Origin of the sequence: uncultured Tateyamaria sp. (genome assembly GCF_947494755.1) — a bacterium.
Lineage (GTDB): Bacteria > Pseudomonadota > Alphaproteobacteria > Rhodobacterales > Rhodobacteraceae > Tateyamaria.
Genome location: NZ_CANLVZ010000002.1, coordinates 21,571 through 47,851, shown reverse-complemented (window position 1 = coordinate 47,851; position 26,281 = coordinate 21,571). Strand labels below are relative to the sequence as shown.

The 26,281-nt window shown below is 63.8% G+C and carries 28 protein-coding genes and 1 riboswitch; of the genes, 6 read left to right on the top strand and 22 right to left on the bottom strand.

Going from position 1 to position 26,281, the window contains the following annotated elements:
- The first annotated feature begins 3 nt into the window (after positions 1–3).
- The 4 genes from Q0908_RS02865 to Q0908_RS02850 all read left to right on the top strand — a co-directional run bounded on the left by Q0908_RS02865 (position 4) and on the right by Q0908_RS02850 (position 5,027).
- On the top strand, positions 4–876 hold the full coding sequence (locus Q0908_RS02865; RefSeq protein ID WP_299280932.1) for an intradiol ring-cleavage dioxygenase: 873 nt from the start codon (positions 4–6) through the stop codon (positions 874–876).
- 151 nt (positions 877–1,027) lie between these two features.
- Entirely contained in the window at positions 1,028–2,140 is a 1,113-nt protein-coding gene (locus Q0908_RS02860; RefSeq protein WP_299281288.1) for an S-(hydroxymethyl)glutathione dehydrogenase/class III alcohol dehydrogenase, read from the top strand.
- A 183-nt stretch (positions 2,141–2,323) separates the two neighbouring features.
- On the top strand, positions 2,324–2,782 hold the full coding sequence (locus Q0908_RS02855; RefSeq protein ID WP_299280931.1) for a (2Fe-2S)-binding protein: 459 nt from the start codon (positions 2,324–2,326) through the stop codon (positions 2,780–2,782).
- 4 nt (positions 2,783–2,786) lie between these two features.
- Positions 2,787–5,027, top strand: a complete 2,241-nt coding sequence (locus Q0908_RS02850) for a molybdopterin cofactor-binding domain-containing protein (RefSeq protein ID WP_299280930.1) — start codon at positions 2,787–2,789, stop codon at positions 5,025–5,027.
- Positions 5,028–5,137: 110 nt separating this feature from the next.
- On the opposite strand, the gene ureG is transcribed toward Q0908_RS02850, so the two are convergent.
- Genes ureG through Q0908_RS02835 form a run of 3 tightly spaced genes read right to left on the bottom strand, consistent with a single transcriptional unit; the run spans position 5,138 to position 6,842 of the window.
- The gene (gene ureG / locus Q0908_RS02845) at positions 5,138–5,764 is read right to left on the bottom strand and encodes an urease accessory protein UreG (RefSeq protein WP_299280929.1); all 627 of its coding nucleotides are present in this window, start codon (positions 5,762–5,764) and stop codon (positions 5,138–5,140) included.
- Positions 5,761–6,390: an urease accessory protein UreF gene (locus Q0908_RS02840; RefSeq protein ID WP_299280928.1), complete on the bottom strand. Its 630-nt coding sequence runs from the start codon at positions 6,388–6,390 to the stop codon at positions 5,761–5,763. The genes ureG and Q0908_RS02840 overlap by 4 nt, the downstream gene beginning before the upstream one ends.
- Complete coding sequence (locus tag Q0908_RS02835; RefSeq protein ID WP_299280927.1) at positions 6,387–6,842, bottom strand: urease accessory protein UreE; 456 nt, start codon at positions 6,840–6,842, stop codon at positions 6,387–6,389. Before Q0908_RS02835 ends, Q0908_RS02840 begins: the two co-directional genes overlap by 4 nt.
- Before the next feature lie 69 nt (positions 6,843–6,911).
- Between Q0908_RS02835 and Q0908_RS02830 the strand changes: the two genes are divergently transcribed.
- Positions 6,912–7,265 (top strand): hypothetical protein, encoded by a 354-nt coding sequence (locus tag Q0908_RS02830; protein WP_299280926.1) that lies wholly within the window; start codon positions 6,912–6,914, stop codon positions 7,263–7,265.
- A 30-nt stretch (positions 7,266–7,295) separates the two neighbouring features.
- Here the strand turns inward: Q0908_RS02830 and ureC are convergent, their stop codons facing one another.
- From ureC to cbiE, 12 genes are all read right to left on the bottom strand, one after another.
- The gene (gene ureC, locus Q0908_RS02825) at positions 7,296–9,056 is read right to left on the bottom strand and encodes an urease subunit alpha (protein ID WP_299280925.1); all 1,761 of its coding nucleotides are present in this window, start codon (positions 9,054–9,056) and stop codon (positions 7,296–7,298) included.
- 3 nt (positions 9,057–9,059) lie between these two features.
- Entirely contained in the window at positions 9,060–9,380 is a 321-nt protein-coding gene (locus tag Q0908_RS02820; RefSeq protein WP_299280924.1) for an antifreeze protein, read from the bottom strand.
- Between the two features lie 305 nt (positions 9,381–9,685).
- Positions 9,686–10,507, bottom strand: coding sequence for a cyclase family protein (locus Q0908_RS02815; RefSeq protein ID WP_299280923.1), 822 nt, complete (start codon positions 10,505–10,507; stop codon positions 9,686–9,688).
- 33 nt (positions 10,508–10,540) lie between these two features.
- Positions 10,541–10,846: an urease subunit beta gene (locus Q0908_RS02810; RefSeq protein WP_299280922.1), complete on the bottom strand. Its 306-nt coding sequence runs from the start codon at positions 10,844–10,846 to the stop codon at positions 10,541–10,543.
- A gap of 63 nt (positions 10,847–10,909) precedes the next feature.
- Positions 10,910–11,212, bottom strand: coding sequence for an urease subunit gamma (locus Q0908_RS02805; protein ID WP_299280921.1), 303 nt, complete (start codon positions 11,210–11,212; stop codon positions 10,910–10,912).
- A 3-nt stretch (positions 11,213–11,215) separates the two neighbouring features.
- Positions 11,216–12,067: an urease accessory protein UreD gene (locus tag Q0908_RS02800; protein ID WP_299280920.1), complete on the bottom strand. Its 852-nt coding sequence runs from the start codon at positions 12,065–12,067 to the stop codon at positions 11,216–11,218.
- A gap of 103 nt (positions 12,068–12,170) precedes the next feature.
- Positions 12,171–12,908, bottom strand: a complete 738-nt coding sequence (cobF, locus tag Q0908_RS02795) for a precorrin-6A synthase (deacetylating) (protein WP_299280919.1) — start codon at positions 12,906–12,908, stop codon at positions 12,171–12,173.
- Between the two features lie 39 nt (positions 12,909–12,947).
- Complete coding sequence (gene cobA / locus Q0908_RS02790; protein WP_299280918.1) at positions 12,948–13,667, bottom strand: uroporphyrinogen-III C-methyltransferase; 720 nt, start codon at positions 13,665–13,667, stop codon at positions 12,948–12,950.
- The gene (locus tag Q0908_RS02785) at positions 13,664–14,977 is read right to left on the bottom strand and encodes a cobyrinate a,c-diamide synthase (protein WP_299280917.1); all 1,314 of its coding nucleotides are present in this window, start codon (positions 14,975–14,977) and stop codon (positions 13,664–13,666) included. Before Q0908_RS02785 ends, cobA begins: the two co-directional genes overlap by 4 nt.
- Positions 14,970–15,764: a precorrin-4 C(11)-methyltransferase gene (gene cobM / locus Q0908_RS02780; protein WP_299280916.1), complete on the bottom strand. Its 795-nt coding sequence runs from the start codon at positions 15,762–15,764 to the stop codon at positions 14,970–14,972. Before cobM ends, Q0908_RS02785 begins: the two co-directional genes overlap by 8 nt.
- The gene (locus Q0908_RS02775) at positions 15,761–16,129 is read right to left on the bottom strand and encodes a cobalamin biosynthesis protein (protein WP_299280915.1); all 369 of its coding nucleotides are present in this window, start codon (positions 16,127–16,129) and stop codon (positions 15,761–15,763) included. The genes cobM and Q0908_RS02775 overlap by 4 nt, the downstream gene beginning before the upstream one ends.
- Positions 16,126–17,316 (bottom strand): precorrin-6y C5,15-methyltransferase (decarboxylating) subunit CbiE, encoded by a 1,191-nt coding sequence (gene cbiE / locus Q0908_RS02770; protein ID WP_299280914.1) that lies wholly within the window; start codon positions 17,314–17,316, stop codon positions 16,126–16,128. The genes Q0908_RS02775 and cbiE overlap by 4 nt, the downstream gene beginning before the upstream one ends.
- Between cbiE and Q0908_RS02765 the strand changes: the two genes are divergently transcribed.
- Positions 17,315–18,067: a cobalt-precorrin-6A reductase gene (locus Q0908_RS02765; RefSeq protein WP_299280913.1), complete on the top strand. Its 753-nt coding sequence runs from the start codon at positions 17,315–17,317 to the stop codon at positions 18,065–18,067. The two genes, cbiE and Q0908_RS02765, sit on opposite strands and share 2 nt — an antisense overlap.
- On the opposite strand, the gene cobJ is transcribed toward Q0908_RS02765, so the two are convergent.
- The 7 genes from cobJ to Q0908_RS02730 are packed head-to-tail and all read right to left on the bottom strand — an operon-like array spanning position 18,040 to position 25,970.
- Positions 18,040–18,792: a precorrin-3B C(17)-methyltransferase gene (gene cobJ / locus Q0908_RS02760; RefSeq protein ID WP_299280912.1), complete on the bottom strand. Its 753-nt coding sequence runs from the start codon at positions 18,790–18,792 to the stop codon at positions 18,040–18,042. The genes Q0908_RS02765 and cobJ overlap by 28 nt on opposite strands.
- Positions 18,789–19,517, bottom strand: a complete 729-nt coding sequence (locus Q0908_RS02755) for a precorrin-2 C(20)-methyltransferase (protein WP_299280911.1) — start codon at positions 19,515–19,517, stop codon at positions 18,789–18,791. Before Q0908_RS02755 ends, cobJ begins: the two co-directional genes overlap by 4 nt.
- Positions 19,514–20,143 (bottom strand): precorrin-8X methylmutase, encoded by a 630-nt coding sequence (locus tag Q0908_RS02750; RefSeq protein WP_299280910.1) that lies wholly within the window; start codon positions 20,141–20,143, stop codon positions 19,514–19,516. The genes Q0908_RS02755 and Q0908_RS02750 overlap by 4 nt, the downstream gene beginning before the upstream one ends.
- Positions 20,133–21,257, bottom strand: coding sequence for a cobalamin biosynthesis protein CobG (locus tag Q0908_RS02745; protein WP_299280909.1), 1,125 nt, complete (start codon positions 21,255–21,257; stop codon positions 20,133–20,135). Before Q0908_RS02745 ends, Q0908_RS02750 begins: the two co-directional genes overlap by 11 nt.
- Positions 21,254–24,523, bottom strand: a complete 3,270-nt coding sequence (gene cobN, locus Q0908_RS02740) for a cobaltochelatase subunit CobN (protein WP_299280908.1) — start codon at positions 24,521–24,523, stop codon at positions 21,254–21,256. The genes Q0908_RS02745 and cobN overlap by 4 nt, the downstream gene beginning before the upstream one ends.
- Positions 24,524–24,535: 12 nt before the next feature.
- Positions 24,536–25,591 carry a cobalamin biosynthesis protein CobW gene (gene cobW, locus Q0908_RS02735; protein WP_299280907.1) on the bottom strand — a complete coding sequence of 352 codons (1,056 nt, stop codon included), beginning with the start codon at positions 25,589–25,591 and terminating at the stop codon, positions 24,536–24,538.
- Between the two features lie 4 nt (positions 25,592–25,595).
- On the bottom strand, positions 25,596–25,970 hold the full coding sequence (locus Q0908_RS02730; RefSeq protein ID WP_299280906.1) for a DUF1636 domain-containing protein: 375 nt from the start codon (positions 25,968–25,970) through the stop codon (positions 25,596–25,598).
- An 87-nt stretch (positions 25,971–26,057) separates the two neighbouring features.
- Positions 26,058–26,276, bottom strand: a riboswitch (cobalamin riboswitch).
- Between the last annotated feature and the right edge of the window lie 5 nt (positions 26,277–26,281).

Genomic DNA, 26,281 nt, shown 5'->3' with positions numbered 1-26,281 from the left:
ACCATGACCGCTCCAGATGGATATTTCACCGAAGAAAACTCTGCCGAGGTTGTGGCGGCGCGCACGAATACGGACAATGAACGGCTTGCCACCTGCATGGAGGCGATCGTGCGCCACATGCACGCCTGCATCAAAGAGATCGAGCCGACGCAGGCCGAATGGTTCGAGGCGATCCAGTTCCTGACCAAGACCGGCCACACCTGCACCGACTGGCGGCAGGAGTTCATCCTGCTGAGCGACGTGCTGGGCGTTTCGATGCTGGTCGATGCGATCAACAACCGCAAACCGCAAGGAGCATCGGAATCCACCGTACTGGGGCCGTTCCACCTGCCCGACGTACCCGAGCTGCCGATGGGATCCAACATCTGCCTTGATGGCAAGGGCGACAAAATGCTGATCCGCGGGCGCATTCTGGACACCGAGGGCAACCCTATCGACGGCGTCAAGATCGACGTCTGGCAGGCCAATGATGAGGGCTTTTATGATGTTCAGCAAAAGGGCATCCAGCCAGACTTCAACCTGCGCGGCGTGTTCCGCACCGGGGCGGACGGGGCCTATTGGTTCGAAGGGGTGAAGCCTCGAAACTACGCGATCCCCGAAGATGGACCCGTAGGCCAGCTGATGAAAGCGTTGGGGCGCCATGCGTGGCGGCCAGCCCATCTCCACTACATTCTTGAGGCCGACGGCTTTGACACCCTGACCACCCACATCTTTGACCCGGATGACGAATATATCCATTCGGATGCGGTCTTTGGGGTGAAGGAAAGCCTGATGGCCAAGTTCGATCTGATCGAGGATGCGGACAAGATTGCCGAGGCCGGGATGGATGGCCCCTATTTCGAAGTGGTGCATGATTTCGTTCTGGCGCGGTCCTGACATCACGACGTTCCCTTGTCACGGGTCGCTACGTCGCCCGCCCGTCGATCCCCGAGCCCTGATTTAATTCCGGCGCACCGCCCCTTTTGATTGACAGGGGCGCGCTTGGCTGGCCTTGATGGCCGCCAAAATCGAGGGAGATATGACCATGATGAGAACCCGCGCCGCCGTTGCTGTTGAAGCTGGCAAACCTCTTGAGATCATGGAGGTCAATCTGGACGGCCCCCGCAAGGGTGAAGTTTTGGTCGAGATCAAGGCGACCGGCCTGTGCCACACGGATGATTTCACCCGGTCGGGCGCGGATCCCGAGGGTATCTTTCCCGCCATTCTTGGCCATGAGGGCGCGGGCGTCGTGATTGAAGTGGGCGAGGGGGTGACGACGCTGGAGGTGGGCGATCACGTGATCCCGCTCTACACGCCGGAATGCCGCGAATGCGAATATTGCCTCAACCCAAAGACCAACCTGTGCCAAAAGGTCCGCGCGACCCAGGGCGCGGGTCTGTTGCCCGATGGATCAACGCGCTTTTCGATGCTCGATGGGACGCCGATCCACCATTACATGGGCTGCTCTACATTTGCCAATCACACGGTGGTGCCCGAGATTGCGCTGGCCAAGGTCCGCAAGGACGCGCCATTCGACAAGATCTGCTACATCGGCTGCGGCGTGACCACGGGCATCGGCGCTGTCATCAACACCGCCAAGGTCGAGATTGGCAGCCGGGCCATTGTCTTTGGTCTGGGTGGTATTGGCCTTAATGTCATTCAAGGTCTCAAGATGGCCGGATGTGATCAGATCGTCGGCGTGGATCTGAATGATGACAAGGTCGAAATGGGCGAACATTTCGGGATGACCGATTTCGTGAACCCCTCCAAGGTCGAGGGTGACATGGTGGCCCATCTGGTGGAATTGACGGGCGGCGGGGCGGATTACACCTTTGATGCGACCGGCAATGTCGAGGTCATGCGCACCGCGCTCGAGGCGGCCCACAAGGGTTGGGGCGAAAGCATCATCATCGGGGTGGCCCCGGCGGGCGCGGAAATCTCCACCCGCCCGTTCCAACTGGTCACGGGCCGGGTCTGGCGCGGCACCGCCTTTGGCGGCGCGAAGGGGCGCACCGACGTGCCCAAGATCGTGGACTGGTACATGGACGGCAAGATCGAAATTGACCCGATGATCACCCACAAGCTGACATTGGACGAGATCAATCACGGCTTTGATCTGATGCACGAGGGCAAGTCGATCCGGGCAGTGGTCGAGTTCTGACCCCCGTGATATCGCGCGACGAAAGGCCCCCGCGCGGGGCCTTTTTTGCGTTTCATGCAGGTGACGTTGCGGGACCTTGGGCGCGTTGGCGCGATCTTCCATCGTTTTGGCGCGATCGGCAGGTTTTGCTGTGGGCCGGATGGTCTATGTTGACCGCACAGGCGCAATCCATCGGAGGCACAGATGAAACTGACAGTGAACGGCACATCCCACGACATTGATGTCGAAGACGACATGCCCTTGTTGTGGGTATTGCGCGATGAATTGGGCATCAAGGGGGTAAAGTACGGCTGCGGTGTGGCGCAATGCGGGGCCTGCACGGTGCATATCGACGGTGTTGCGGTGCGCTCGTGCCAGACCTTTGCAGGCGATGTCGACGGCGAGGTCACAACCATCGAGGGGCTTGGGACGCCGGAGACCCTGCACGCGGTGCAGGAGGCGTGGATCGCGCATCAGGTTGCGCAATGCGGTTACTGCCAGTCGGGCCAGATCATGCAGGCGGCCTCGCTTTTGTCGGACATTCCCAATCCTTCAGACGCGGATATTGACGAAGCGATGAGCGGGAACCTGTGCCGCTGCGGCACTTACACCCGCATCCGCGCTGCCGTCAAAACCGCCGCCACCAAGTTGCAGGAGGTCTAAGCCGATGAGCCGTATTGGAAAAATCGCACGTCGCACGTTTCTGGTCGGGTCGGCCACGCTTGTGGGTGGGGTCGCCTTTGGCTATTTCATGTACAAGCGTCCGGTGGCCAATCCGCTGTTGGATGACCTGGCCGAGGATGCCGCCGCCCTCACCCCTTACGTCAAGATTGACGCCAGCGGCATCACCCTGATCACGCCGCGCGCCGATAGCGGGCAGGGGGCCTATTCGGTGCAGGCCGCCCTGATCGCCGAAGAGTTGGACGTGACCCTTGAGCAGATCCGCGTTGATCCCGGCATGCCGAGCCCTGCCTATTACAACACGGCGCTAAGTGCAGAGGCCGCCCCGTTCCGATCGACCGATGAGAGTTTCGTGGCCAGTTCGGCGCGCGGTGTGATGGATGCGATGCTTAAGTTCATGGGGCTTCAGATCACGGGCGGCTCGACCACCGTGCCGGACAGTTTCGAGAAACTCCGCCTTGCCGGGGCGGTGGCGCGCGAGACGCTCAAGGCGGCCGCTGCACAGCAAAGCGGTGTGTCGGTGGCGGACCTCAAGACGGCCAATGGAGCCGTCGAACTGCCCGATGGAACGACGCTCAGCTACGTCTCGCTGGCACCGATTGCGGCGACCCTTGACCCGGTCAATGACGTCACCTTGCGCGATCCCGCGACGTGGCGCTTGGTCGGGAAAGAGATGGAGCGCATTGATATCGTGGCGAAATCCACTGGTACGCAAGGCTATGGTATCGACTTTGAGATCGACGGGATGGTCCATGCCAGCGTGCGCACCAATCCACGGCGCGGCGGTAACATGGTCAGCTATGATGCGAGCGCCGCTGAGGCCATGCGTGGTGTGCAGAAGGTGGTGCCGATCACAGGGGGCGTCGCTGTGGTGGCCGACAACACATGGCGCGCCATTCAGGCCGTGAATGCGATTGAGATTGAGTGGGGCGATGCCCCTTATCCGTCGGAGATGGACGGCCATTGGGCCGCCTTGTCCGACAGTTTCACCCAAGACGCCCTTGATACCCGCAAGCGGGATGAGGGGGACGTTGAGGCCGCGCTTGAGGGCGCGGACGTGATTGAGGCCGAATACCGCGCGCCCTATCTGGCCCATGCCCCGCTGGAGCCGATCAGCGCGACCGTGCGCGTCACCGACGCCCGTGTGGATGTGTGGACCGGCACCCAAATTCCCCGCTTTGTGCAGACGAACGTGGCCAAGATCACCGGCTATGACGCGGATGATGTGCATGTGCATGTGCAGGTTATGGGGGGCAGCTTTGGGCACCGCCTTGAAGATCGGGTGGTCAAGGAAGCTGCGGAAATCGCGATGGAACTGCGCGGAACACCGGTCAAGCTGACCTATTCGCGCGAAGAGGACATGACCCATAACGACACCCGCCAGATCGCCATGGCAAGGGGGCGTGGTGCGGTGCGCGATGGCAAGGTCGAGGCCTATGATCTGGGCATCGCCATGCCCTCGGTTGTGGCGAGCCAGATGGGCCGTCAGGGCCTGCCCGTGCCCGGCCCGGACTTGCAGATCGTAGCCGGAGCTTGGGAACAGCCCATGTCGATCCCCAACTACCGCGTGTCGGGTTACCGCGCGCCGGAACTCGCGCCAATCACCTCGTGGCGCGCGGTCGGTGCCTCGACCAACGGCTTCTTCCATGACGTATTTCTGGATGAATTGATCCACGCCGCCGGTGCCGACCCGATGGAGGAACGGATGCGGTTGTGCTGGCACGATCCGTCCCGCAAGACCCTAGAGGCCGTGGCCGAGATGTCGGGCTGGGGTGCGCCTTTGCCCGCAGGCAAAGGACGCGGTGTTGCGTTCTGCATGTCCTTTGGCGTGCCTGTGGCGGAGGTTGTCGAGGTAACAAACACGGACAGCGGTATTCGCATCGACAAGGTTTGGGTCGCAGCCGAGGTGGGCACGGTCGTGGACCCCGTGAACTTTGAAAACATAGTGCAGGGTGGGATTGTCTGGGCTTTGGGCCATGCGATGAACGCCGAGGTGACCTATTCTGACGGCATGGTCGATCAGATGAACTACTATGATTACGAGGGGATGCGCATGTATCAGGCGCCCGAGATCATGGTGCGTGGCCTTGAGAATGGCGACCACGTGCGCGGGATGGGGGAGCCGATGGTGCCCCCTGCGGCGGCAGCGCTGTCCAATGCGATCTTTGCAGCGACAGGTCAGCGTATTCGCGAGATGCCCATGAACAAGTTCATTGATTTCGTCTAAGGTGGGTGTCGCCAAATTTTGGCGCTTTAGCCTTTTGCGAAAGAAAGGGGGCTCTGCCCCGCGGCCTGCGGCCGCCCCCCGAGGTATTTTTGGCGAAAGGAAAGATGTGGTCAGGCGCTGGTGAGCCCAAGGCCCGACAGGGCGCGGATATGGGTGATGATGTCGGTCACACCTGTCCCGTGTCGCAAAGCTGCGAAGACAAAGGGCTTGCCTGCGCGCATCCGCGTGGCGTCTCGCTCCATCACCTCTAGCGAGGCCCCGACATGGGGGGCGAGGTCGGTCTTGTTGATCACCAGCAAGTCCGACTTTGTAATGGCCGGACCACCCTTGCGCGGGATTTCCTCGCCCGCGGCCACATCGATCACATAAAGGGTGATGTCCGCCAACTCGGGCGAGAACGTGGCCGAGAGGTTGTCGCCACCGGACTCGATCAGGATGGCTTCGATCTCTGGATGGCGGGTGCGCATTTCGGCCACGGCGGCAAGGTTGATCGAGGCATCTTCGCGGATGGCCGTGTGCGGACACCCCCCCGTTTCGACCCCAATGATCCGGTCCTGCGGCAGGATTTGGCGGCGCATCAGCTCTTCGGCGTCCTCCTGGGTGTAGATGTCGTTCGTGATCACGCCGATGGAGTGGTCGCCCTTGAGGGCGCTTGCCAGTGCGGCTGTGAGGGTGGTTTTGCCTGCGCCGACGGGGCCGCCGATCCCAATCCGCAGGGGGCCGTTGAGTTGGGTCATGAGCGAAAGATCCTTGGTTCCAGTGTTTCGTGGCGCATTGCGGCGATGTCTGCCGCAAAGGTGGCGGATGTGAGGTCGTCGAGCGTGCTTGTCGCCGCCTCCTGCGCCACGGCTGTGATCGTGCCCGCGAGCTTGGCCAGCACCCTTTGTCCGTCCGTCTGACCCAGTGGCAGCCCCCGTTGCGTGGCGGACACGAGGTTGGAGGCAAAGGCGTGCAGGTACAGTGGTAACGTGTCGGCGAGGGTGATGTTCATCGCCTTGGCCGCCGCCCCGACGGCGACGGGATAGGTCAGCGCCCCCAGCTTCAACCCCCACACCGCCTGCGCCGTGTTGCAGAATGCGGTGCCCTGTTGGGTCGTTTCGAGCAGGCGTTCAGCGCTGGCCGCAAAGGCGCGCGCTGTGGCGTCCACATCGACAGGGTCCTCGGCGCGGTAGGCGACCGCCAACAGGACCGCGTCCGCCCGGCCCGACCCATGCTCAAGCAGGGCCGTCAGCCAGTCCAACAGGCTGTCCGCCCCGGTGATCGCCCCGTCCTTGATGGCCTGCTCCAGCCCGTGCGAATAGGCGAATGCCCCCACCGGAAAGGCCGGGGACAGCCATTGCATGAGGGTCAGCGCAGGCGTCATGTGTGACTGTGTGTGTGATCGTGCCCGTGGGTGCGCCCATGGCCATAGGCCCCGCCCTCGGGGGTGAACGGTTCGACCACTTCGGCGGTTTGCGCGCCGATTTTGGCAAGCATGTCCGCCATCACATGGTCGCGCAGGATCAAAAGCCGGGTGTCCTCGATCTGGCAGGGGGTGTGGCGGTTGCCGATATGCCAGGCGATCCGGTGCAGGCTGTCGCCGGTGACGGCCAGCAGCGGTTCGGGTGCGGCCTCGATGCGGATTTCCTCACCTTGGGTGGTGATGAGCGCGCCACCATGATCGAGCGAGGTCGTTTGGGCCAGATCTACGAGCAGCGGCATGCCGGAGGCGAGGGTCAGCACTTTGCGCCGCAGGAACCGATCTTCGTAGGTGAGCGACAGGTGATCTGCGGGCGTCGCATGGATGTGGGGATGATAGGTTTGGGCGGTCATCATGGGACGATATCCGGATTTAGCGGGTGAGCGGTAACGAAGCGGCAAGGGTTTGATGGGTAGGGTGGCCGCATGACTGATCAGATTCCCCTAGAAGTGACGCTTGCGCGTGAACTGGTTGCGCTGCGCACCGAACTGGCCGCGCTGAAAGATCGCGAAACCCATGTGCGCCTTGCGCTGCTGCATCAGATCTCGGCACATGTGGATCAGCACGATATTCCGGTGGGTGACACCGTCGTGCGGATTGAACGCAAGGCCGTGCGCCGGTTCGATGCCAAGAGATTGCCGCCCGATATTCGCGACAATCCGCGTTTCGTGCGGTGCCAAACAATGACGGATGTGCGGCTGCTCGACACGTCCGGGCCTTCAGACACCACCGATTTCGATGTGACGAACCTGCTTGATGTCGCGTTGCGGGGTACATAGTCGCGCTGGCGCGTAATGTCGGATAGGTCTTCAAAACATGAAATACCGCTGCGCCATCGGCAACACCTCGGCCGGATTACAGGTGAGTAGTTCGCCGTCCGCGCGGACCTCATAGGTTTCGGGATGTACTTCGATCTCGGGCAGGGCGGTGTTCAGCATCAGATCGGCCTTGCCAATGCCCCGGGTGTGCGTCACCGCGACGGTGTCCTTGCGCAGGCCAAGACTCGCGCCGATGCCCGCGTCCTGTGCTGCGGCAGATACAAACGTCACGGCCGAGCGTTCGACCGAGCGCCCAAAGGCCCCGAACATGGGCCGGGTATAGACTGGCTGCGGCGTCGGGATCGAAGCGTTGGGATCGCCCATTTGCGCACAGGCAATGGTGCCGCCAAGCAGGACCATCTCGGGTTTGACCCCGAAAAAAGCCGGGTTCCACAGGCATAGATCGGCCCGTTTGCCCACCTCGATGCTGCCGATCTCATGGGCAATACCATGCGCAATGGCCGGGTTGATGGTGTATTTCGCGATATAGCGACGCACGCGCATGTTGTCGTTGTCACCGGTTTCCTCGGCCAATCGCCCGCGCTGTTTCTTCATCTTGTCCGCCGTTTGCCAAGTGCGGATCAGCACCTCGCCCACGCGGCCCATGGCCTGACTGTCAGAGGCGATGATCGAAAACGCGCCCATATCATGCAGAATGTCTTCTGCGGCGATGGTCTCGCGCCGGATGCGGCTTTCGGCAAAGGCGACGTCTTCGGGGATCGACTTGTCGAGGTGATGGCAGACCATGAGCATGTCCAGATGCTCTTCGATCGTGTTCACGGTGAAGGGGCGGGTGGGGTTGGTGGAGGACGGCAAGACGTTGGGATCGCCGCAGATCTTGATGATGTCAGGCGCGTGCCCGCCCCCGGCCCCTTCGGTGTGAAAAGCGTGGATGGTGCGCCCTTTCATGGCCGCGACGGTGTCCTCGACAAAGCCCGATTCATTCAGCGTGTCGGTGTGGATCATCACCTGCACATCCATGTCGTCCGCGACCGAAAGGCAGCAATCGATGGCACCCGGCGTGGTGCCCCAATCTTCGTGCAGTTTCAGCGCGCAGGCCCCCGCGCGCACCTGTTCCTCAAGCGCGGCGGGAAGGGAGGCGTTGCCCTTGCCCGCAAAGGCGAGGTTCATCGGAAACGCATCTGCTGCCTGCAACATGCGGCCCAGATGCCACGGCCCCGGCGTGCAGGTGGTCGCCAGTGTACCATGGGCCGGGCCGGTGCCGCCACCCAACATCGTGGTGAGGCCGGAATGCAGCGCGTCTTCGATCTGTTGGGGGCAGATGAAATGGATATGTGAATCGAACCCGCCTGCGGTCAGGATGCGCCCCTCACCCGCGATAGCTTCGGTGCCGGGGCCGACGATGATATCGACACCGGGTTGCGTGTCGGGGTTGCCCGCCTTGCCGATCGCCGCGATGCGCCCGTCGCGCAGGCCCACATCCGCCTTGTAGATGCCGGTATGATCCACGATCAGCGCGTTGGTGATCACCGTGTCGACCGCGCCGTCTGCGCGGGTCGTCTGCGCCTGGCCCATCCCGTCGCGGATCACCTTGCCGCCGCCGAACTTCACCTCTTCACCGTAGTGCAGGACGTTGTCGCCGCTGTCCCCCGTCACCGCCGCGCCCACCCGTTCAGCACCCAGATCCCGCTCGACCTCAATGATCAGATCGGTATCGGCAAGGCGCACCTTGTCGCCCACGGTGGGGCCGAACATGGCGGCATAATCGGCGCGGGGGATGGCTGGGGGCATCGGTTACCTCTTGGTCATTAAGGCGCGTTTGGACAGACGGCGCGCGTTGGCACGGGTCTTTTGACGGATCGGTTTGAGTCCTGCCGCCATCACTGCGTGGGGCGGGCCAAAGGACATCAGCGTGTGCCACATGGCCACTTGAGCCTCGGTCATGGCGGTCAGTTTTTCGTCAACCATGCGCTGCTTTTCCGTGGGACCAACGGGGTAGGCCCCGACCATGCCCATCAGGCGCATCGCCATGACGGCTTGGGATTCCGCGGCGATCAGGGCCATCGACCGCAGATTGGCGGTGGCTTCAGTTGTCGTTTTTGTCAGATTGGTCACAGGTGTTCTCCGTCCATGCACAGCTTTGCCGCCTGCAAAGAGAGCCCCTGCACACGGGTGTTCTTCACCCTCCCTGTGCCACCGGACATTTGGCGTTTTGCCCATGCGTCCGACGGCGCGGCTGTGCTGGATGCACCGCCGCTTCGCCAGCTTACGCTGTGAGACGGTCAAAGTGTGACCGGAAGTGGCCGTTTGGACGTTATGCCGCAGTGCAGCATTCAAGCGATGCCCATCACGTAAGCGTGCCGGACTGACCAACGCGAATGCGCTGCTCAGCCCGTATGTCATGGGCATCGCGTGGCGCACTAGACCATCGCAAAGATGCGGGCCGGACCGCCCGTGCCACCCACATGGTTGGGCGCACCGACGACCAATGTGGCACCGGCAGCAGGCACTTGGTCGAGACCGGCAAGGTTTTCGATTCCGTACCGTCCGGCGGGCAACCAGGCGTAGTGGGTCGCAAAATCTCCCGACGGCCCATGATCAAGCGACAACGTGTCGACCGCCATGGCCACTGCGGTCGTTTCCTCGAGCAGCATCTGCGTTGCTTCCACGTGGAAGCCGGGAAAGTGTTTCACGTCCGCATCATCGTTGCCGACATAATCCGCCGCATCGCCAGACTTTGCCGCCCAACCCGAATGCATCGCGATGCACGCCTTGTCCGGGATCGCGCCATGCTCCGCGATCCAGGCCTTCAGATCGTCCGGCGTCACCTGCGCATCCCGATCTTCTGCCGCCCTGGCCGCGATATCGATAACGCATAACGGGATCACCAGATCAGAAACGGGGATCTCGTCAACCGACGCCCCGTCTGCTGAAAAGTGCAACGGCGCGTCGATATGGGTGGCGGTATGTTCGTTGACGCTCAGGTTCATCAGGTTGAAGCCGTGTTCGGCAAAGTTGAACTGCTGCTCCATCGAAATGCCCGGCACGCCGAAAAAGGTCGGAAAGTCGGGGCTAAGCGGGTGGGACATGTCAAACACACCCCCATGTCCGGCGGCCATCGCAGCAGGGGCCGCCGTCATCCCGACAGTTGCCGCGGCACCGACCGCCGCGCTGGTTTTGAAAAAGTCACGGCGCGACAGCATCCGATCCTTCACCGCATTCATCACACAAACATCACACATCGTCTGATCCTCCTCGTTGGGGTGGTTTGCTGCTCAAAGCGGCCCCATGATTTTCTGGTTGAACCCAAAAATCCGTCGCGCCCCGCTGATCGGGATCAACGACACGTCGCGGGCCTGGCCGGGTTCGAACCGGACAGCAGTGCCCGCCGCTATATTCAGGCGCATGCCACGGGCCGCATCCCGATCAAAATCAAGCGCGCTGTTGGCCTCGCCAAAGTGATAGTGACTGCCCACCTGCACAGGCCGGTCACCTGTGTTGGCCACATGCAGTGTGATGGCCTCGGCCCCTGCATTCAGGGTGATGTTGCCCTCGGCCACCATGATCTCACCGGGGATCATGCGCGCTGTCCTTCAACTTCATTGTTCCAGATACACTCAAATTCCAACATCTGCCGCACGCTCCTATCGGATGGGGTTGTGGACGGTCACCAGCTTTGTGCCATCGGGGAATGTCGCCTCGACCTGCACATCGTGAATCATTTCGGGAATACCATCCATACACTGGTCACGGGTAACGATCTTGGCCCCTGCCTCCATCATATGCGCGACCGAGTGGCCGTCACGGGCCCCTTCGACCACAGCGTCCGTGATCAGCGCGATGGCCTCAGGATAGTTCAGCTTGACCCCGCGTGCGAGCCGTTTGCGCGCCACTTCGGCGGCCATGGCGATAAGCAGTTTGTCTTTTTCACGAGGGGTGAGTTGCATGGGTCAAAGTCTCCAGCACAGGGGCAGCGTGCCGCCCGTCAGATGGTCAAGAACAGGCAGCAGATGGCGGCGCAGTTCATAGCCGGTCGGAGCAAGACAGCGCATCACCAGCACATCATCGGCCAGCAGGCTGGCCCCGCCGGTAGCGGGCAACAGCGTGCGGATCGTGTCGATCTGGGCGCAGGCATCGGGGGACACAAGCGTCAGGGTGACCATTGCGCTTGCGCCGTTGCCGGTGGCCGCACCCGCCATCTGCGCGCTCATGTTGCCGCGCATGTGCCATGCGTCCTGCACCAGCGGTTTGCCGTTGCGCGTGATCAGGATTTGATCGCGCATGTGCCCGCGCACGGTCGTTTCGCCCATAGCGATCCGCCCCAGACAAAGCGGTTCAACGATCAGGGCGCGCCCGGTGCGGGCCACCTCGCAGGTCAGGCGGCGGTCCAGCGCGCATCTGTCAAAAATCAGGGTTTCCTGCGGCAACCACCACAGGCTCGCTTCGGCCTCGACCGACAAACGGGTGCGTATCCGGCCCACAAGACCGGGCTGCGCGCGATAAGCCCGTTCGCAGGCCTGCGTCGTCAGCGTCAGGTGCGTGCCGGTCTGAGCCTTTGCGGTGGTGTCAAACCGATCCCCGCCCGTCACCCCGCCGGAGGTGTTCAGCAATACGCCCGTCATGCCCCGCGTTGCGCGTGGAAAGACTGCCTTGGATGCCCCTTGTTGATAAAGGTCGTCCAGCACGGTGCGCGCGCCGTCCGCCTTGGTCGACAGGCGCAACGTCCCGATGGCGCGGGGTTGGGTCTGTGCGGGATGAGCAGTGATGGGTGTCAGGGCGGTCATGGACAACTTGGGCAGCATTTACCGCCCGATATGAGCATTCCGCGGCCCGCAGCGCCAGCCCTGGCATCAACATAGGCACATTTACGTGATTTTCTGCCTATTTTTCAGGCGGATGGAATGCTCAGCCTTGGGCCTTGCGCAGCAGGTAGGTGTCCATGATCCAGCCATGTGCCGCCCGAGCAGCCGCCCTCTTGGAGATGATCTGTTCTGCGATGTCGGGCAGACGGCCAGCTGCCAGCACCTGCGCCTCCATCCCCAGATAGGCCCCCCACCAGATGTCATACGCACCTTCAAGGTCCTGAAATGCACAAGCGCCATCCAGCATCACAACCAAGGTTTCGCACCCGTCCGGCCAGCCGTGATCGCGCAGCCGACGCCCGGTTGAAATCGTGACCGGCCCGTTCAGCGTGTTGAGTGGGATGGCATGCGCCGCCGTCAGCGCCTGAATCGATGTGATGCCCGCGATCACCTTGATCTGCGGTGCCGGGTCCAGCCGCGCAGCAATCCGCAACGTGCTGTCATAAAGCGAGGGGTCGCCCCACACCAACAGCGCAATGCGGCGGGCACTCGGGTGTTGCGCCATCGTGTCCGCCCAGATCACGGCGATTTCGTCATGCCACGCATCGACCCGCGCGAGGTAAGGCATGGTGTCGTCCCGCACCGGCATGTCAAACATCGCGACCGTGGCGTCACTCCGCACCGTGTCAATGATCTGCGTGCGCAGATCGGCCAGATCGGATTTCCCCGCCCCCTTGTTGGGCACCAGAAACAGATCGGCCTGCGCCATCGCGCGCCGGGCCTCGCCGGTCAGGTGGTCCGGGTTGCCCGTGCCGATACCGATGAGGACCAGTTCGATCATGGCATCAACAACTTGGCGAGGGTGCTGTAGCTCATGCGTCTAACCCTCTGCCAATGCGCCATAAAGGATCAGCGCAGGCGCATCACTGACCCCCGCCTCCAGTTTTTTGGCCAGTTCAGAGACGGTTGAGCGGTGCAGCGCCTGTTGCGGCGTCGATACGCCTTCGGCCAGCAGCGCAGGGGTATTGCCCGGCAATCCGGCCTCCATCAACATCTCGGCGAACGCCGGAAAGGTGCGCTGGCCCATGAACACCACCGTGGTCGCGTGCGCATCGGCAAGGGCGGCCATGTTGAGGTCTTCGGGCAAGGCACCGCGCACGTCGTGGCCGGTGACAAACTGCACCCGGCGCGCCGTGAGGCGGCGTGTGAGCGGGATACCGGCAGCGGCGGCTGCCGCACAGGCCGAGGGCACGCCGGGGATGATCTCATATGCGATACCGGCCGCTTTCAGCGCGTCGGTCTCTTCCTCGAGCCGTCCGAACGTGCCCCCATCGCCGGATTTCAGGCGCACGATCCTTTGGTTTTCCTGCGCATATTCCACCAGCAACTGGCTGACATGGTGCTGCTTGGGCGAGGGCCGACCGGCCCGTTTGCCCACGCCCACAAGGTCCGCACCACTGCGCGCATGGCTCAGGATTGGCCCCGCGCTCAGATCGTCAAACAGCACCGCATCCGCCCGTTTCAGCCGATCCACCGCCTTGAGCGTCAGCAGCTCGGGATCGCCGGGACCCGAGCCGACAAAGCTGACAAAGCCTGTCATGCCCGCTCTCCGGTGATGAGGTGAAAGAACGTGCCGGTGACGTTCCCGCGCCACGACCCGCTTTGGGCCGCCGGGTTGCCATCTGCGTCAAAGACCTGCGCGAGCGGCGCGTCGGGTTGGTCTAGGATTGAGGAGTAGTGGAATTCATGCCCGCGCAAGGCCGCCCCGACCTGGAACCCCGGCATCGCATGATCCAGCACGGCGCGTCGGTAGCCGAGGTTGAACTTGCGCTTTTCATAGCTGGTCGCCAGCCCGAGCAGGCCGACCATTTCGTGCGCGACACCCTCCTTGTCCGTCAGGCTGGCCCCAAGCGCCATGTAGCCGCCGCATTCCCCATGCACCTGCTTTTGTTCGGCATGTTTGCGCAGCCCGGCCTTGAAGGTCTGGGCCGCCGCAAGCGTGCCCGCGTGCAGCTCGGGATAGCCGCCGGGCAGCCAGACAAGGTCCGCGTCCTGCGCCGGGGCCTCATCCGCGAGGGGGGAAAACGGCAGGATTTCAGCCCCCGCCGCCCGCCATCCGCTGAGCAGGTGGGGGTAGGTAAAGGAAAACGCAGCATCGCGCGCCAAGGCGATCCGTTGTGCTGGAGGGGTTGGCAGGGGATGGGGGGGCATGGCCGCGCCGCCCCGCGCCGCCGCCTTGATCGCGGCCAGATCGACATTCTCGCGCAGGAACTCCGCGTAGCCCGCAATCGCGGCCTCAAGATCGGGATGTTCGACTGCCTGGATCAGCCCCAGGTGCCGTTCGGGCAGTTTCAGATCGCCTCGCCGGGGCAGGCAGCCCAACACTTTGACGCCCACCTGATCCATGCCCACGCGCGTGAGCCGTTCGTGGCGCGGGCTTGCGACCCGGTTGAGGATCACGCCCGCAAAGGGCAGGTCGGGGTTGTAGAGTTTAAACCCAAGGGCGGTCGCGGCGGCAGACTGTGCTTGGCCGCCCACGTCGATCACCAGCACAACCGGCCAACCCATCTTGAGCGCGGTTTCGGCGCTCGATCCAAACCCGCTTTGCCCCCGTGTCGCCACGCCGTCAAACAGGCCCATGGACCCCTCGGCGATGCAGATGTCGGCCCCGTCCTGCTGCGCTGCGATCCCGCCGAGCAGTTCCGCATCCATCGCCCATGTATCAAAGTTGAACGAGGGCCGTCCGGCTGCGGCCAGATGAAAGGCCGGGTCGATATAATCCGGCCCGCTTTTATAGGGTTGCACCGTCAGCCCGTCATCGCGCAAGGCCCGCAAAAGCCCCAGCATCACCGTTGTTTTGCCCGTGCCCGACGCAGGGGCCGAGATCATCAGTCCGGGGGGACTAGTCATCGCCGTGGCTCCAGCTGGCCCATGGGCTTTCAGCGCTCATCGGGCGGTATCGGCGGTCGTAGTCGGGGGCATAAAGGCAGCTTTCGTCGAACCCGTCGGCTCCGATCACCCGGCCCACGAGGATCAGTGCGGTGCGGCTGATGGTTTCGTCCATGGCAGCATGCAGCGTCTCAAGCGTGGCCATGATCACTTGCTGGTCCGGCCAGCTTGCGCGGTAAACCACCGCGACCGGGCAGTCCGCGCCATAGGCAGGGGTCAGGTCAGTGACGACTTGGTCAAGATTTCCAATCGACAGATGGATCGCTAGTGTCGCGCCGGTGGCCGCAAAATTGGTCAGGCTCTCGCCCGCCGGCATGGACGAGGCGCGACCGGGCGTGCGTGTCAACACCACCGATTGAGCGATCCCCGGCAGCGTGAGTTCGGCCCCGAGGGCGGCAGCGGCGGCGCTGAACGACGGTACGCCGGGTGTAACGGTAAAGGGGATGTCAGCGGCCTTGAGGCGGCGCAACTGCTCGCCCATGGCTGACCAGACCGACAGATCGCCCGAATGGAGCCGCGCAACATCGTGGCCTTTGGCATGGGCTGCGGTGATTTCGGCCATGATGTCGTCGAGGTCCATGGCGGCCGTGTTCATCACTCGCGCATTCGGCGCGCAATGGCCCAGGATCGCCTCGGGCACCAGCGATCCGGCGTAAAGGCAGACAGGGCTGGCCGCGATCAGGTCGCGCCCGCGCAGGGTCAGCAGATCAGGCGCGCCGGGGCCTGCGCCAATGAAGTGAACGGTCATGTGTCTTGTCCTTTGGCGATGGCGCAGGTGGCCCTGCGGTCCTGCGAAATGGCGCGGGTGTGGATCAGTGTGGCACCGGGGCCAGCGGCGGCGAGCGCGGCGGCTTCGGCGACTGATCCTGTGCCCCGGGCGGCTTGGCTTTGAGCGGATTGGGTCTGTGTTGTCATGGCGGTGAGTGTCGGCGCTGGCACGGCTATGATGTGGCAGGGCAGAGTTTCGGCGAACTGTTGAAAGGCGCGCGCGTCGGCTTTGTCCTGCGCCGTTGCGACGCGGTCTGGCACTCCGACACAGCCCGTGGCCTGCAACGCTTGGCGCAGGCTGTCGGCGCTGGCCGAAGTCGTGAACCCAAAACCGGCGACGATCATGGCACGCGGCTCCATTGCACGACGGGATAGGCCGATGTCCACCCGCGTTTGGAGCCCAACGGCGTTGCGTTCGATAGCGCGATGCGCAGCAGATCACCGCCATGGGTCGCGTGTGCGGCGGTTAGCAGCACCTCTCCTTCGAGTGTGACAGCATTGACGACCAGCCGCACGCCTTGTGCGATTGCGGCGTCAAGCGTGGGTTGGCTCAGTCCACCGCCGATAAAGAGTGCGTCGGGGGTGTCGAGATCGCCCAAGGCGTCCGGTGCGACCCCTTTGATGACGGTAAGACGGCCATCGACGCCCAGATCGACGCTGTTCTGGCGTATCCGTGCGGCGCGGTCGCTGCGCGGCTCAATACAAGTGGCGTGGGTGGTGGGATGGCTCAGCAGCCATTCCAACGCGATGGAGCCAGACCCGCCGCCAATATCCCAGAGATGTTCGTGCGGCTTGGGCGCGAGCGTTGACAGAGTGATGGCGCGGATGGGCCGCTTGGTCATCTGCCCGTCACTTGCAAAGGTATCGTCGGATTGCCCGGTGGCGATTGTCAGGGATGCGCCATTGCCTGCGATCTCGATTGCGGCGCAGACCGGGTGGCCGAAGCTGCCCTTGAGCGTGGCGGCTTGTCCGGACGTCACCCGCTCGGCAGGTCCGCCGAGATGTTCAAACACGGTCACAGTGCTGTCGCCAAACCCGGTGTCGGACAAGTAGCCAGTCAACTCGGCCACCGCCTCCCCATCCCGCAGCGTCACGATCAAGTGGTCCTTTTGCGCTAGGTGGCGACGCATCCGGGCGATTGGCGCGGCGTGCAATCCAAGGCAGGTGGTATTTTCAAGCGCCCAGCCCAACTGTGCCGCGGCCAGTGCAAAACAGGAGGGGCCAGGGTGCGCGACCCACTCCGAAGCGGCATAGCGGCGCGCAATCACCGATCCGGCCCCGAACCAGAACGGATCACCCGAGGCAAGCACCACAACGCACTGCCCGCTCAACCCATCAAGCATCGCCAACCCATCCGCAAATGGCACGGGCCACGCGATCCGCCGCGCTGCACCGTCCGGGATCAGATCGAGGTGACGCGGTGGCCCCATCACCACCTCGGCGCGGGCCAGGGCGGCTTGACTTGCGCCGCTCAGCCCGGCAACTCCGTCCTCGCCTATGCCGATGATGGTCAACCAAGGGGCGTCAGACATGCACAACCTCCTGATCCTTGGCGGCACGACCGAGGCGACCGCCTTTGCCAATGCCGCTGCCGAGGCCGGGATTGCGGGGACTGTTAGTTTCGCTGGCCGTGTCGAGCGACCCAAACGTCAGCCCTTGCCGCAGCGGATTGGCGGGTTTGGCGGGGTGCAGGGCCTTGTGAACTATCTGGTGGCGCATCAGATCACCCATGTGATCGATGCGACACATCCGTTTGCCTCGCAGATGAGTGGCAACGCGGTTGTCGCCTGCGCTCAAGCGGGGGTGCCGCTGGTCGCGCTGACCCGCGCAGCTTGGGTTGCGCAGCCGGAGGACCGCTGGGCCGCTGTGCCCGACATTTCTGGCGCCGTGGCTGCCCTTGAGCAACCCGCCCGCCGCGTGATGCTGGCCGTAGGCCGGATGCACTTGGCTGAGTTTGCGCCCAATCCGCAGCATTTCTATCTGCTGCGGCTGGTCGATGCGCCGAAGGACCCGCCGCCCTTGCCGAACCACCATGTACTCGTGTCGCGCGGGCCGTTCACAGCGGAGGATGACGGCGCGCTGATGCAGGCCCATGACATTGATCTTGTTGTGTCCAAGAACGCGGGCGGCACCGGGGCCTATGCCAAGATTGTCGCGGCCCGCGCGTTGGGATTGCCCGTGCTGATGATCGACAGGCCCGCCATCGCGGCCCGTACCGAAGTGACCACAGTGGCCGAGGTGATGGCGTGGCTGGGTCATGCGGGGGCCGACCGGGGCGTGTAGACGATCGGCGCGCCGTCCATTTCGATGATGCGGGTCCGGGACGAGCCAACAATGACCATCGTGCGCATATCGGCCATATCGGGCGTCGTTTCCATCAAAGGGACCACTTTGATCTGCTCATCGACATGCGAGACGTTGCGCGCAAAGATTACGGGGCGGTTGTCGCCACAGGCGTCCTTGAGGATCTCCAGCGTGCGCACAAATCCCTCGGGACGCGATTTCGAGCGGGGGTTGTAGAACGCCATGGCAAAATCCGCCTCTGCCGCGAGGCGCAGCCGTTTTTCGATCAGAGCCCAGGGTTTGAGGTTGTCGCTGAGGTTGATGGCGCAGAAATCATGGCCCAAGGGCGCACCTGCGCGGGCCGCCGCCGCAAGCATTGCGGTAATGCCCGGAAGGACACGAATATCCAGGCTGCGGTAGAGGGAGGGACCGGCCTCGACGGCCTCAAACACCGCCGCCGCCATGGCAAAGACGCCCGGATCACCCGAAGACACCACCACGACCTTGTGCCCGTCTGCGGCCATGTCCAGCGCATGGCGCGAGCGATCCAGCTCAACCCGGTTGTCCGAGGCGTGGAGGGTCAGGCCCTCGCGGGGCGCGATGCGGGCGACGTAAGGGATATAACCTACGATATCAGTGGCTTGCGTAAGTGCGGCGGACACCTCGGGCGTGATCAGCGCGTCATTGCCCGGTCCAAGCCCTGCGATGATGACCGATCCTGTCATGGACGCCGCCCTTGCCCATGCACCACGATGATCGAAAAGTAGGGGGTGACCTTCTCCTCCGCATCGGCCAGCTTCTGCACGGTCTGGTTCGGCATTGTGGCGTATTCGATCAGATAGGCGTCATCGTATTTTCCGGCGGTCTTCAACGCGCGGCGCACCTTGTCGATGTTGCGCCCGATCTTCATCACCACCAGCGCGTCGGCATTGGCCATGTTGGACGCCAACGTGTCCTCGTCGAGAGTCCCCATCAACACGGTGAGAATGTCGTCGCCCCACGTGATCGGCGCGCCTGTCGCCGTCCATGCGCCCGACATGCCGGTGATGGCGGGCACGACCTGCACGTCGATATCACCCGACAGCCGGGTATAAAGATGCATGAAAGACCCATAGAAAAACGGATCGCCCTCGCAGAGCACAACCACATCCTCGCCTGCATCCGTGAGGCTGCGCAGATGCGCTGTGCAGTCGGTGTAAAACTGACTGAGGATTTCGTTGTAGCGTGGGTCCGTCAGGGAGATTTCGGTGGTGACGGGGTACTCCATCGGGAACTCGATGGCCGTTTCGGGCATCATCCCGTTCACGATCTGACGGGCCTGGCCGGGACGACCCGCCTTGCGAAAGAACGCCACATGGCGGGCATTGCGGATCAGCCGGTCGGCGCGCACGCTCATCAGGTCCTGATCACCGGGGCCGAGGCCCACGCCAAAGACAGTTCCGCCACTCATTCCTTGCGGCTCGCGATGGCGTTGACGGCGGCGACGGTGATGGCGCTGCCCCCCAAACGGCCCTGCACGATGCAACATGGCACAGGCTGGTCGGCCCATAGGGCGTCCTTGGACTCCACCGCGCCGACAAAGCCCACGGGGCAGCCGATGATGGCGGCGGGGCGGGGGCAGTCGGGGTCTTCGAGCATGTTGAGCAAATGGAACAGGGCCGTGGGCGCGTTTCCGATGGCCACCACAGCCCCTGCAAGATGTGGCCGCCACAGTTCGAGCGCGGCCGCCGAGCGCGTGTTGCCCATCTTGGCGGCCAATTCGCGCACCCCTTCATCATGCAAAGTGCAGATCACCGCGTTGTCTGCAGGCATCCGGGCACGCGTGATCCCTTCAGAGACCATGCGCGCATCGCACAGGATCGGCGCGCCCCGTTCCAACGCGGTGCGGGCGGAGGGAACGAAACCGGGGGAAAAACGGCAATGCTGCTCTAGCCCGACCATGCCTGCGGCGTGAATCATGCGCACGGCCACCTGCTCCTCGTTCGCATCAAAGCGGGCCAGATCCGCCTCGGCCCGGATCGTGGCAAAGGATTTCAGGTAAATGGCCGCGCCATCGGTTTGATATTCATAGGGCATCTGGGGTGGCCTTGAGGGTCAAGAGGTCGGTTGCGGACAGGCCGCGTTTGCAGGGCTGATCCCACGGATTTCCCTGCGCGACAAGGTCATAGGCACCGTCCCGGCCCACAAGGGTCATGGCGGCAGCTTTGGGATGCGCACAGCCTTTGGTGCAGCCAGAGACGTGCAGGTCCGTATATGTGCCCGCCAATGCGCGCGCCAGGGTCCGTGTGCCGACGCTGGCGGCCGCGCAGGCGGGTGCGCCGGGGCAGGCATGGGTGCGCAGCAAAGGGTCGCCCGAGGTGGTGACAAAGCCGTGGGCATCGCGCGCCTCGGCACCTTCCAGCACGAACACGCGCCAGGGCGTGACCCGCAGCCCTTTGGCACCGCTATCGGTGACGAGAGCTGCGAGGGCGTGGGAGTCCGTGCTGCCGAAGGGCGCGCCAAATGCCGCTCCGACGGGCGTTGGACCGGGGGCGAGGCTGTCGCCGTTGGTTTGCGCCCGTGCCTCGGTCCATGCGGCGGGCAGGGGGGTGTTGTGGACAATTCTGGCGACGCGACGGGCTTGCGGGTTGATGTGCTTGGCGCACCATGTGGCCAGTTCGATCAAAGCGTCCATGGCGGTGGCCTTGGTAATCGCTCGCCCGCCTGACGCCCCGTCTGCGCGCAGGATCAGCGTATCCTCTGCGCCGCGTTCAAACCTGAAATCGGCGGAGGTGTCTTGCAGGATCGGCTGCGCTCCGGTGTCGATGGCGATCCCGATCTTGACGGGCAAGGCAGGCAACTCGTGCAGTCGTGCGCAGATCGCGTCGTGCAGCCGATGCGTTAAGTCGCCGTCGGACCAAAGGGGGGCGACCACGATATTGCGCCTGGTTTCGGCTGCTGGCGTGGGGTCGAGCAGGTCAAGCGCCAGCAAAGCGTCAAGCGCTGCGGCGTGGTCCGTGATGCCACGCAATTGAAGATTGGCGCGGCTCGTCAGATCAATGATCCCGTTGCCGTTGTCTGCGGATACTGCGCACAGCCCGAGGATCTGTTCGCGCGTCAGCCGCCCCATCCGAGGGCGCACGCGCAGGATCAGCCCGTCGCCAGACATCATCGGCTTATACGCGCCGGGGCACCAGCCTTTGACCGTCATTGCGCGGCCTCAAGGCTGGCGCGGATGGAGTTGCGCCGGGTTTGCCACAGGCCCGCCGCATCCAAAGCGGCAAACTGGTCCTGCATCGACTGGAGCGCACCGGGATTGGCGTCCGCCAGGAACGCCGTGACCTGCGGATCACCCAGGGTCACGTCATGATAGAGGTCGAACAGATGCGGCTGCACCACGCCTGCGAGATGCGCAAAAGCCGCCATGTGATCAAGCGTTGCGGCAATCTCGGCCCCGCCCCGGAACCCGTGGCGCATCATGCCCGCAAGCCATGCGGGCTGCGTTGCGCGTGCCTGAACGACGCGCGCGATTTCTTCGGGCAGGGAGCGCGCGCGGGGGCGGTCTGGCTGGGTCGCATCCATGTGATAGAGGGCCGCGCTGCCCCCGGTGAGGGCCTGGGCAGCGGCAAATCCAGCCTCGTGCGCGGCATAGTCCGAGGCCAGCAGCACGTCTGTTTCGGGCAGGTCCTGAAGGTGCACAAAGCTGTCCGCGCGTTCCAGACGAGTGCGTATACCTTCCTCATCTTTCGTGGCACTGACACCGTCCAGTGCATAGGCGCTTGCGCTCAGCCATGCGCGCCCGGCGGCGGCGCGGCTTTCATCGGTGTATGTTTCAAGGTCCGCGCCCATGCCAAGCCCAAAGCTGCCTGGTGCCGGCCCGTAGACGCGTGCACTCGCTGTGTGACCGGCATAGGGGTTCCAGTCGGGCGCTTCGTCCCGCGCAGCAAGGGCGCGCACAGCTTGGGAAAATAGCGCCGAAAGCGTCGGAAAAACATCGCGGAACAGGCCCGAAACGCGCAGAGTCACGTCGATCCGGGGCCGGTCGAGATCGGTGATCGGCAGGACTTCGATGCCCGACACGCGCTCTGATCCTTTGTCCCAGACCGGGCGCACGCCAAGCAGGTGCAGCGCCATCGCGAATTCCTCGCCCGCTGTGCGCATCGTTGCCGAGCCCCACAGATCGACGATCAACCCGCGCGGCCAGTTACCGTGATCTTGGAGGTGACGGCGCACCAGTTCTTCGCCCAGTTTGACCCCTTGGGCATAGGCGGCACGGGTCGGGACAGACCGGGGGTCGGTGGTGAACAGATTGCGCCCGGTGGGCAGCACATCGCGCCGCCCGCGATAGGGTGAGCCGGAGGGGCCGGCCTCGATCCGCCGCCCATTCAGTGCGGCAATCAGGCTGTTCTGCTCTGACGTAACAGACGCACTCGTATCGTGAGGGGCCTTAACCGCGGGCGCACGGCCCCAGATGTGCAACCCGTCCCCGAACTGGCTTTCCTTGATATCACAGACAAAACGGTCGATGCGGGTGATTGCCTCGGCGCTGCAAGTGGCGCGCTCGAGCCCTAGATCTTCCTCGACCCCAAGGGCCTGCGCCTCGGCCCGGATATCATCCTGCAACCGATCCCGGCGGCGCGGATCAAGCCCGTCCGCGTTTGAAAATTCGTCCAGCAGCGTTTCCAGTCGCACCAATCGGTCGGGCGTCTCGGAGGCTTTATTTGGGGGCGGCAGGTGCCCGAGCGTTACGGCCCCGATACGCCGTTTTGCCTGCGCCGCTTCGCCCGGATCATTCACGATGAAAGGATAGATCACCGGCAGCGCGCCCGTCAGCGCCGCGGGCCAGCAGCCTTGCGACAAGGCCACCGACTTCCCGGGCAGCCATTCGAGCGTGCCATGCGCGCCGATATGGATCAGGGCCTGTGTCTGGGTTTGGAGCCAGAGGTAGAAGGCGACGTAGGCGTGGCAGGGTGTGCGTGACAGGTCGTGATAGTCGTCATCGCGCGCCGCGAAATGCCCCCGCTCGGGTTGCAGCGCGATCAGTGCATTGCCTCGGCGGGTTGCTGCGAAGTGAAACGGACCGTCGGGCGCGTCCCAGCTTTTGAATAGGTCGTCCTGCAAGGATTGGGGCAGGGTTCTTAGGGCAGCGAGATAGTCGTCAAGCGACCACGTAATCGTTTCGGTGGCCAGCGCCGTTTCAAGCGGCGTGTCGGCAGGCGCGACCGTGTGGTCCGCCGCCGTCAAATCGCTCAGGATCGCCTCGCCTGAGGCCAGCGCGTCGAGCCCGACCGCATGGGCCATATTCCAGTCCTTGCCCGGATAGGTGCTGAGGACGAGGGCCAGTTTGCGCTCAGGTGCAGGGGTCGCAGCCAGATCGACCCAGGCCCGCACCCGGTCGGCCACGGCATTGGTGCGCTCGATATCGGCGCTGTGCGCATAGCGCGAAAATTGCAGGTCCGGGTCGCGGGTCTGGGGGGTCTTGAACGAGGTGACGCCGCCGAACAGCCGCCCGTCCACTTCGGGCAGAACCACGTGCATGGCCAGATCGGTGGGGGACAGCCCGCGTTCCGCCTCGGCCCACATGTCGCGGGTCGACGTGGCAAGGGCGACCTGGAACACGGGCACATCGCCTGAGTCGAGCGGTGATGTCCCGGTGCTGCCTTTTCCTGAAAACGCCGTGGCGTTCACGATAGCCGCAGGGCGCAGATGCGCGATCTGGCGGGCCATCCATCCGGCGGCATCCGGGGCCTTGAGCGAGGGGGCGAAAAGGCCAAGGACCTGAAAGCCTTCGGCGCGCAGGGCATCAAACAGGGCCTCAATCGGGGACAGATCGGCAGCGGCAAGATAGGCGCGATAAAAGGTTACGATGACCAGCGGCGCGTCGCTTTCGGGCAAGACCAGCGGGCAACTTACCCCATGCTCCAGGGTCCACGCGCCGACCATCGGCAGAGCCTTTGCCCCCCGTACCGGCCCAGCATACAGCCCCGAGGCCAGCGCCATCTGCGCCAGTGCCGCTTGCGCGGCGACGGTGCCGCCGGTGTCACACAGATGCGCCAGACGGCGCAGGGTCGAGACGGGCAAGGTCGACATCTCGTCCAGTCGGGTATCGACGCGCCCATCGGCAGGCAGGACGGCGAGCGCGATCCCCTTGGTCTGCGCGAGGCTCAACACCTGTTGCAGCCCGTAAGTCCAGTAAGGCACGCCGCCGATCAGCCGGATCAGGATGCCCTTGGCCCCCGCCAGCGTTTGTTCCACGTATGTATCGACCGACAGCGGGTGCTTGAGCCCCACAAGGTTTGCCAGCCGCAGCGTGGGTAATTTGCCCTCCTTGCCGCCGCCCCGATGCCACGCCGCCCCGAACGCGCCCAGATCACTGTCGGAGAAGGACAGCACCACCAGATCCGCGGGCGTCTGCCCCAGATCGGTCGGCGTCTCGGTCTCTTCGAGCCCATGGCTTTCGCGGAAGACGACGTGCATGGCGGGTCCTGATTACTCGGCGGCTGCCAGAGGTTGAACGAGCGCGTTGCGAATGGCTGTGCCGTTCACGTCGTCATGTTCGGCAATCACGACCAAACGGCCCTGACGGGTTTCGTTCGGACCCCACGGGCGGTCATATTGGTGCCGCACCCGCGCGCCCACGGCCTGAACGAGCAGGCGCATGGGTTTGCCCGTCACCGCCGCATACCCTTTGACGCGCAGGATGTTCTGCGCCTTGGCCATCGCCTCGATCCGTGCGACGAGGTCGGCGGGGTCGGTGACTTCGGGGATGTCGATGATCACGGACTCAAAGTCGTCGTGTTCGTGATCTTCATGGCCGTCGTGATGGGAGGGGCGCGCATCCATGTCATCCTCGGCCGCCGCCTCAAGCCCGAGCAAAACCCGCGGGTCCACAACACCTTCGGCCACCTCGACAACGGGCAGGGGGCGAGGAGTTTCGGCGGCGATGATCTCTTTGGCTTTGGCCACACCTTCGGGGCCAGCGAGATCGGGTTTGGTCAGCAGGATGATGTCAGCGCAAGCGATCTGATCCTCGAACACTTCGGACAGCGGCGTTTCGTGGTCCAGACTGTCATCGGCGGCGCGTTGGGCATCGACCGCCGCCACATCCGGGGCAAAGCGACCTGCGGCGACCGCTTCGGCATCGGCCAGCGCGATCACGCCGTCTACGGTGATGCGCGAGCGGATATCGGGCCAGTCAAACGCCTTGAGAAGGGGCTTGGGCAGGGCCAAGCCAGACGTTTCGATCAGGATGTGCTCGGGCTGCGGATCAAGGGCCATCAGCGCCTCGATCGTGGGTATGAAATCATCTGCCACGGTGCAGCAGATACAGCCATTGGCCAGTTCCATGATGTTCTCGGCGGGGCAGTCGGGAATGGCGCAGGATTTCAGGATCTCGCCGTCCACACCCACGTCACCGAATTCGTTCACGATCACCGCCAGACGCTTGCCCTGGGGGTTCTGCATCAGGTGGCGCACAAGGGTCGTCTTGCCAGACCCGAGAAAGCCGGTGATTACGGTGACGGGGATTTTGTTTAGATTTGCCATGAGCTTAGACCTCTTGCGGGGGGATGCGGGCGATGCAATTTTTGCGGAAATGTTCGGGGCGTTCGCGCCATGGCACGATGCCGTCGGCGGTGGCGGCGTATTTGGTGATGCCCTCGACAACCATGTCGGCGTCGCGGTCCTCCATCAGGTTGCCGTAGACGTAGGTCCAGCGACTGGACCCACCGCGGACCGCGACCGAGCAGCCGGAAGAGCAGTTCGACAGACACTCGACCGCCTTCAATGTGACACCTTCGGGCATGGCGCGCGATGCGAGTTCGGCGTGTAGAACTTCACCGGGGCGAGTGCCGCCTTCGGGCATCTCCAATTCACGGCGGCACTTGACGCAAACCAGCAGCTCAACAGGGGGCAAATCGCTCATTCTCAATCCCAAATCTGGGGCGGGGAAAGGGATGGCGGGCGGCCACAGGGCCAACTGTCCCGACACCCGGAACACCCCGTCCGGTTTCGTCACGTCCTTCGCGCTGGCAGGTCTCCCGGCTTGCGGATATCAGGCGTTTGCCCGTCGGCTGCCCCACCTTCCCGGCCTGTTGGCCAGTGGTGCGGGGGCACCCTTCTCCGGTCACGGTCGCGGGGGCGGCTGCGTTTCGATCAGGTTGCCCGGACCTATCGCATTCCCTTTTCACCCCGCGCATTCACCCGGGGCACCAGCACATCCCTAGTGCGCGCGGG

Excerpts from the sequence above, each read along its gene's own strand:
- cobW (WP_299280907.1), bottom strand. The coding sequence starts at position 25,591 with ATGGCAAATCTAAACAAAATCCCCGTCACCGTAATCACCGGCTTTCTC.
- cobJ (WP_299280912.1), bottom strand. The coding sequence starts at position 18,792 with ATGACAGGATCGGTCATCATCGCAGGGCTTGGACCGGGCAATGACGCG.
- cobN (WP_299280908.1), bottom strand. The coding sequence starts at position 24,523 with ATGCACGTCGTCTTCCGCGAAAGCCATGGGCTCGAAGAGACCGAGACG.
- Q0908_RS02800 (WP_299280920.1), bottom strand. The coding sequence starts at position 12,067 with ATGCTGCCCAAGTTGTCCATGACCGCCCTGACACCCATCACTGCTCAT.
- Q0908_RS02830 (WP_299280926.1), top strand. The coding sequence starts at position 6,912 with ATGACTGATCAGATTCCCCTAGAAGTGACGCTTGCGCGTGAACTGGTT.
- cobA (WP_299280918.1), bottom strand. The coding sequence starts at position 13,667 with ATGACAGGCTTTGTCAGCTTTGTCGGCTCGGGTCCCGGCGATCCCGAG.
- Q0908_RS02730 (WP_299280906.1), bottom strand. The coding sequence starts at position 25,970 with ATGAGCGATTTGCCCCCTGTTGAGCTGCTGGTTTGCGTCAAGTGCCGC.
- Q0908_RS02805 (WP_299280921.1), bottom strand. The coding sequence starts at position 11,212 with ATGCAACTCACCCCTCGTGAAAAAGACAAACTGCTTATCGCCATGGCC.
- Q0908_RS02745 (WP_299280909.1), bottom strand. The coding sequence starts at position 21,257 with ATGACGGTCAAAGGCTGGTGCCCCGGCGCGTATAAGCCGATGATGTCT.
- Q0908_RS02850 (WP_299280930.1), top strand. The coding sequence starts at position 2,787 with ATGAGCCGTATTGGAAAAATCGCACGTCGCACGTTTCTGGTCGGGTCG.
- Q0908_RS02750 (WP_299280910.1), bottom strand. The coding sequence starts at position 20,143 with ATGCCCTATGAATATCAAACCGATGGCGCGGCCATTTACCTGAAATCC.
- Q0908_RS02765 (WP_299280913.1), top strand. The coding sequence starts at position 17,315 with ATGCACAACCTCCTGATCCTTGGCGGCACGACCGAGGCGACCGCCTTT.
- Q0908_RS02865 (WP_299280932.1), top strand. The coding sequence starts at position 4 with ATGACCGCTCCAGATGGATATTTCACCGAAGAAAACTCTGCCGAGGTT.
- Q0908_RS02835 (WP_299280927.1), bottom strand. The coding sequence starts at position 6,842 with ATGATGACCGCCCAAACCTATCATCCCCACATCCATGCGACGCCCGCA.
- Q0908_RS02775 (WP_299280915.1), bottom strand. The coding sequence starts at position 16,129 with ATGATCGTCGCCGGTTTTGGGTTCACGACTTCGGCCAGCGCCGACAGC.
- cbiE (WP_299280914.1), bottom strand. The coding sequence starts at position 17,316 with ATGTCTGACGCCCCTTGGTTGACCATCATCGGCATAGGCGAGGACGGA.
- Q0908_RS02860 (WP_299281288.1), top strand. The coding sequence starts at position 1,028 with ATGAGAACCCGCGCCGCCGTTGCTGTTGAAGCTGGCAAACCTCTTGAG.
- cobM (WP_299280916.1), bottom strand. The coding sequence starts at position 15,764 with ATGACCGTTCACTTCATTGGCGCAGGCCCCGGCGCGCCTGATCTGCTG.
- Q0908_RS02840 (WP_299280928.1), bottom strand. The coding sequence starts at position 6,390 with ATGACGCCTGCGCTGACCCTCATGCAATGGCTGTCCCCGGCCTTTCCG.
- ureC (WP_299280925.1), bottom strand. The coding sequence starts at position 9,056 with ATGCCCCCAGCCATCCCCCGCGCCGATTATGCCGCCATGTTCGGCCCC.
- Q0908_RS02755 (WP_299280911.1), bottom strand. The coding sequence starts at position 19,517 with ATGAGTGGCGGAACTGTCTTTGGCGTGGGCCTCGGCCCCGGTGATCAG.
- Q0908_RS02855 (WP_299280931.1), top strand. The coding sequence starts at position 2,324 with ATGAAACTGACAGTGAACGGCACATCCCACGACATTGATGTCGAAGAC.
- cobF (WP_299280919.1), bottom strand. The coding sequence starts at position 12,908 with ATGATCGAACTGGTCCTCATCGGTATCGGCACGGGCAACCCGGACCAC.
- ureG (WP_299280929.1), bottom strand. The coding sequence starts at position 5,764 with ATGACCCAACTCAACGGCCCCCTGCGGATTGGGATCGGCGGCCCCGTC.
- Q0908_RS02810 (WP_299280922.1), bottom strand. The coding sequence starts at position 10,846 with ATGATCCCCGGTGAGATCATGGTGGCCGAGGGCAACATCACCCTGAAT.
- Q0908_RS02815 (WP_299280923.1), bottom strand. The coding sequence starts at position 10,507 with ATGTGTGATGTTTGTGTGATGAATGCGGTGAAGGATCGGATGCTGTCG.
- Q0908_RS02785 (WP_299280917.1), bottom strand. The coding sequence starts at position 14,977 with ATGACTAGTCCCCCCGGACTGATGATCTCGGCCCCTGCGTCGGGCACG.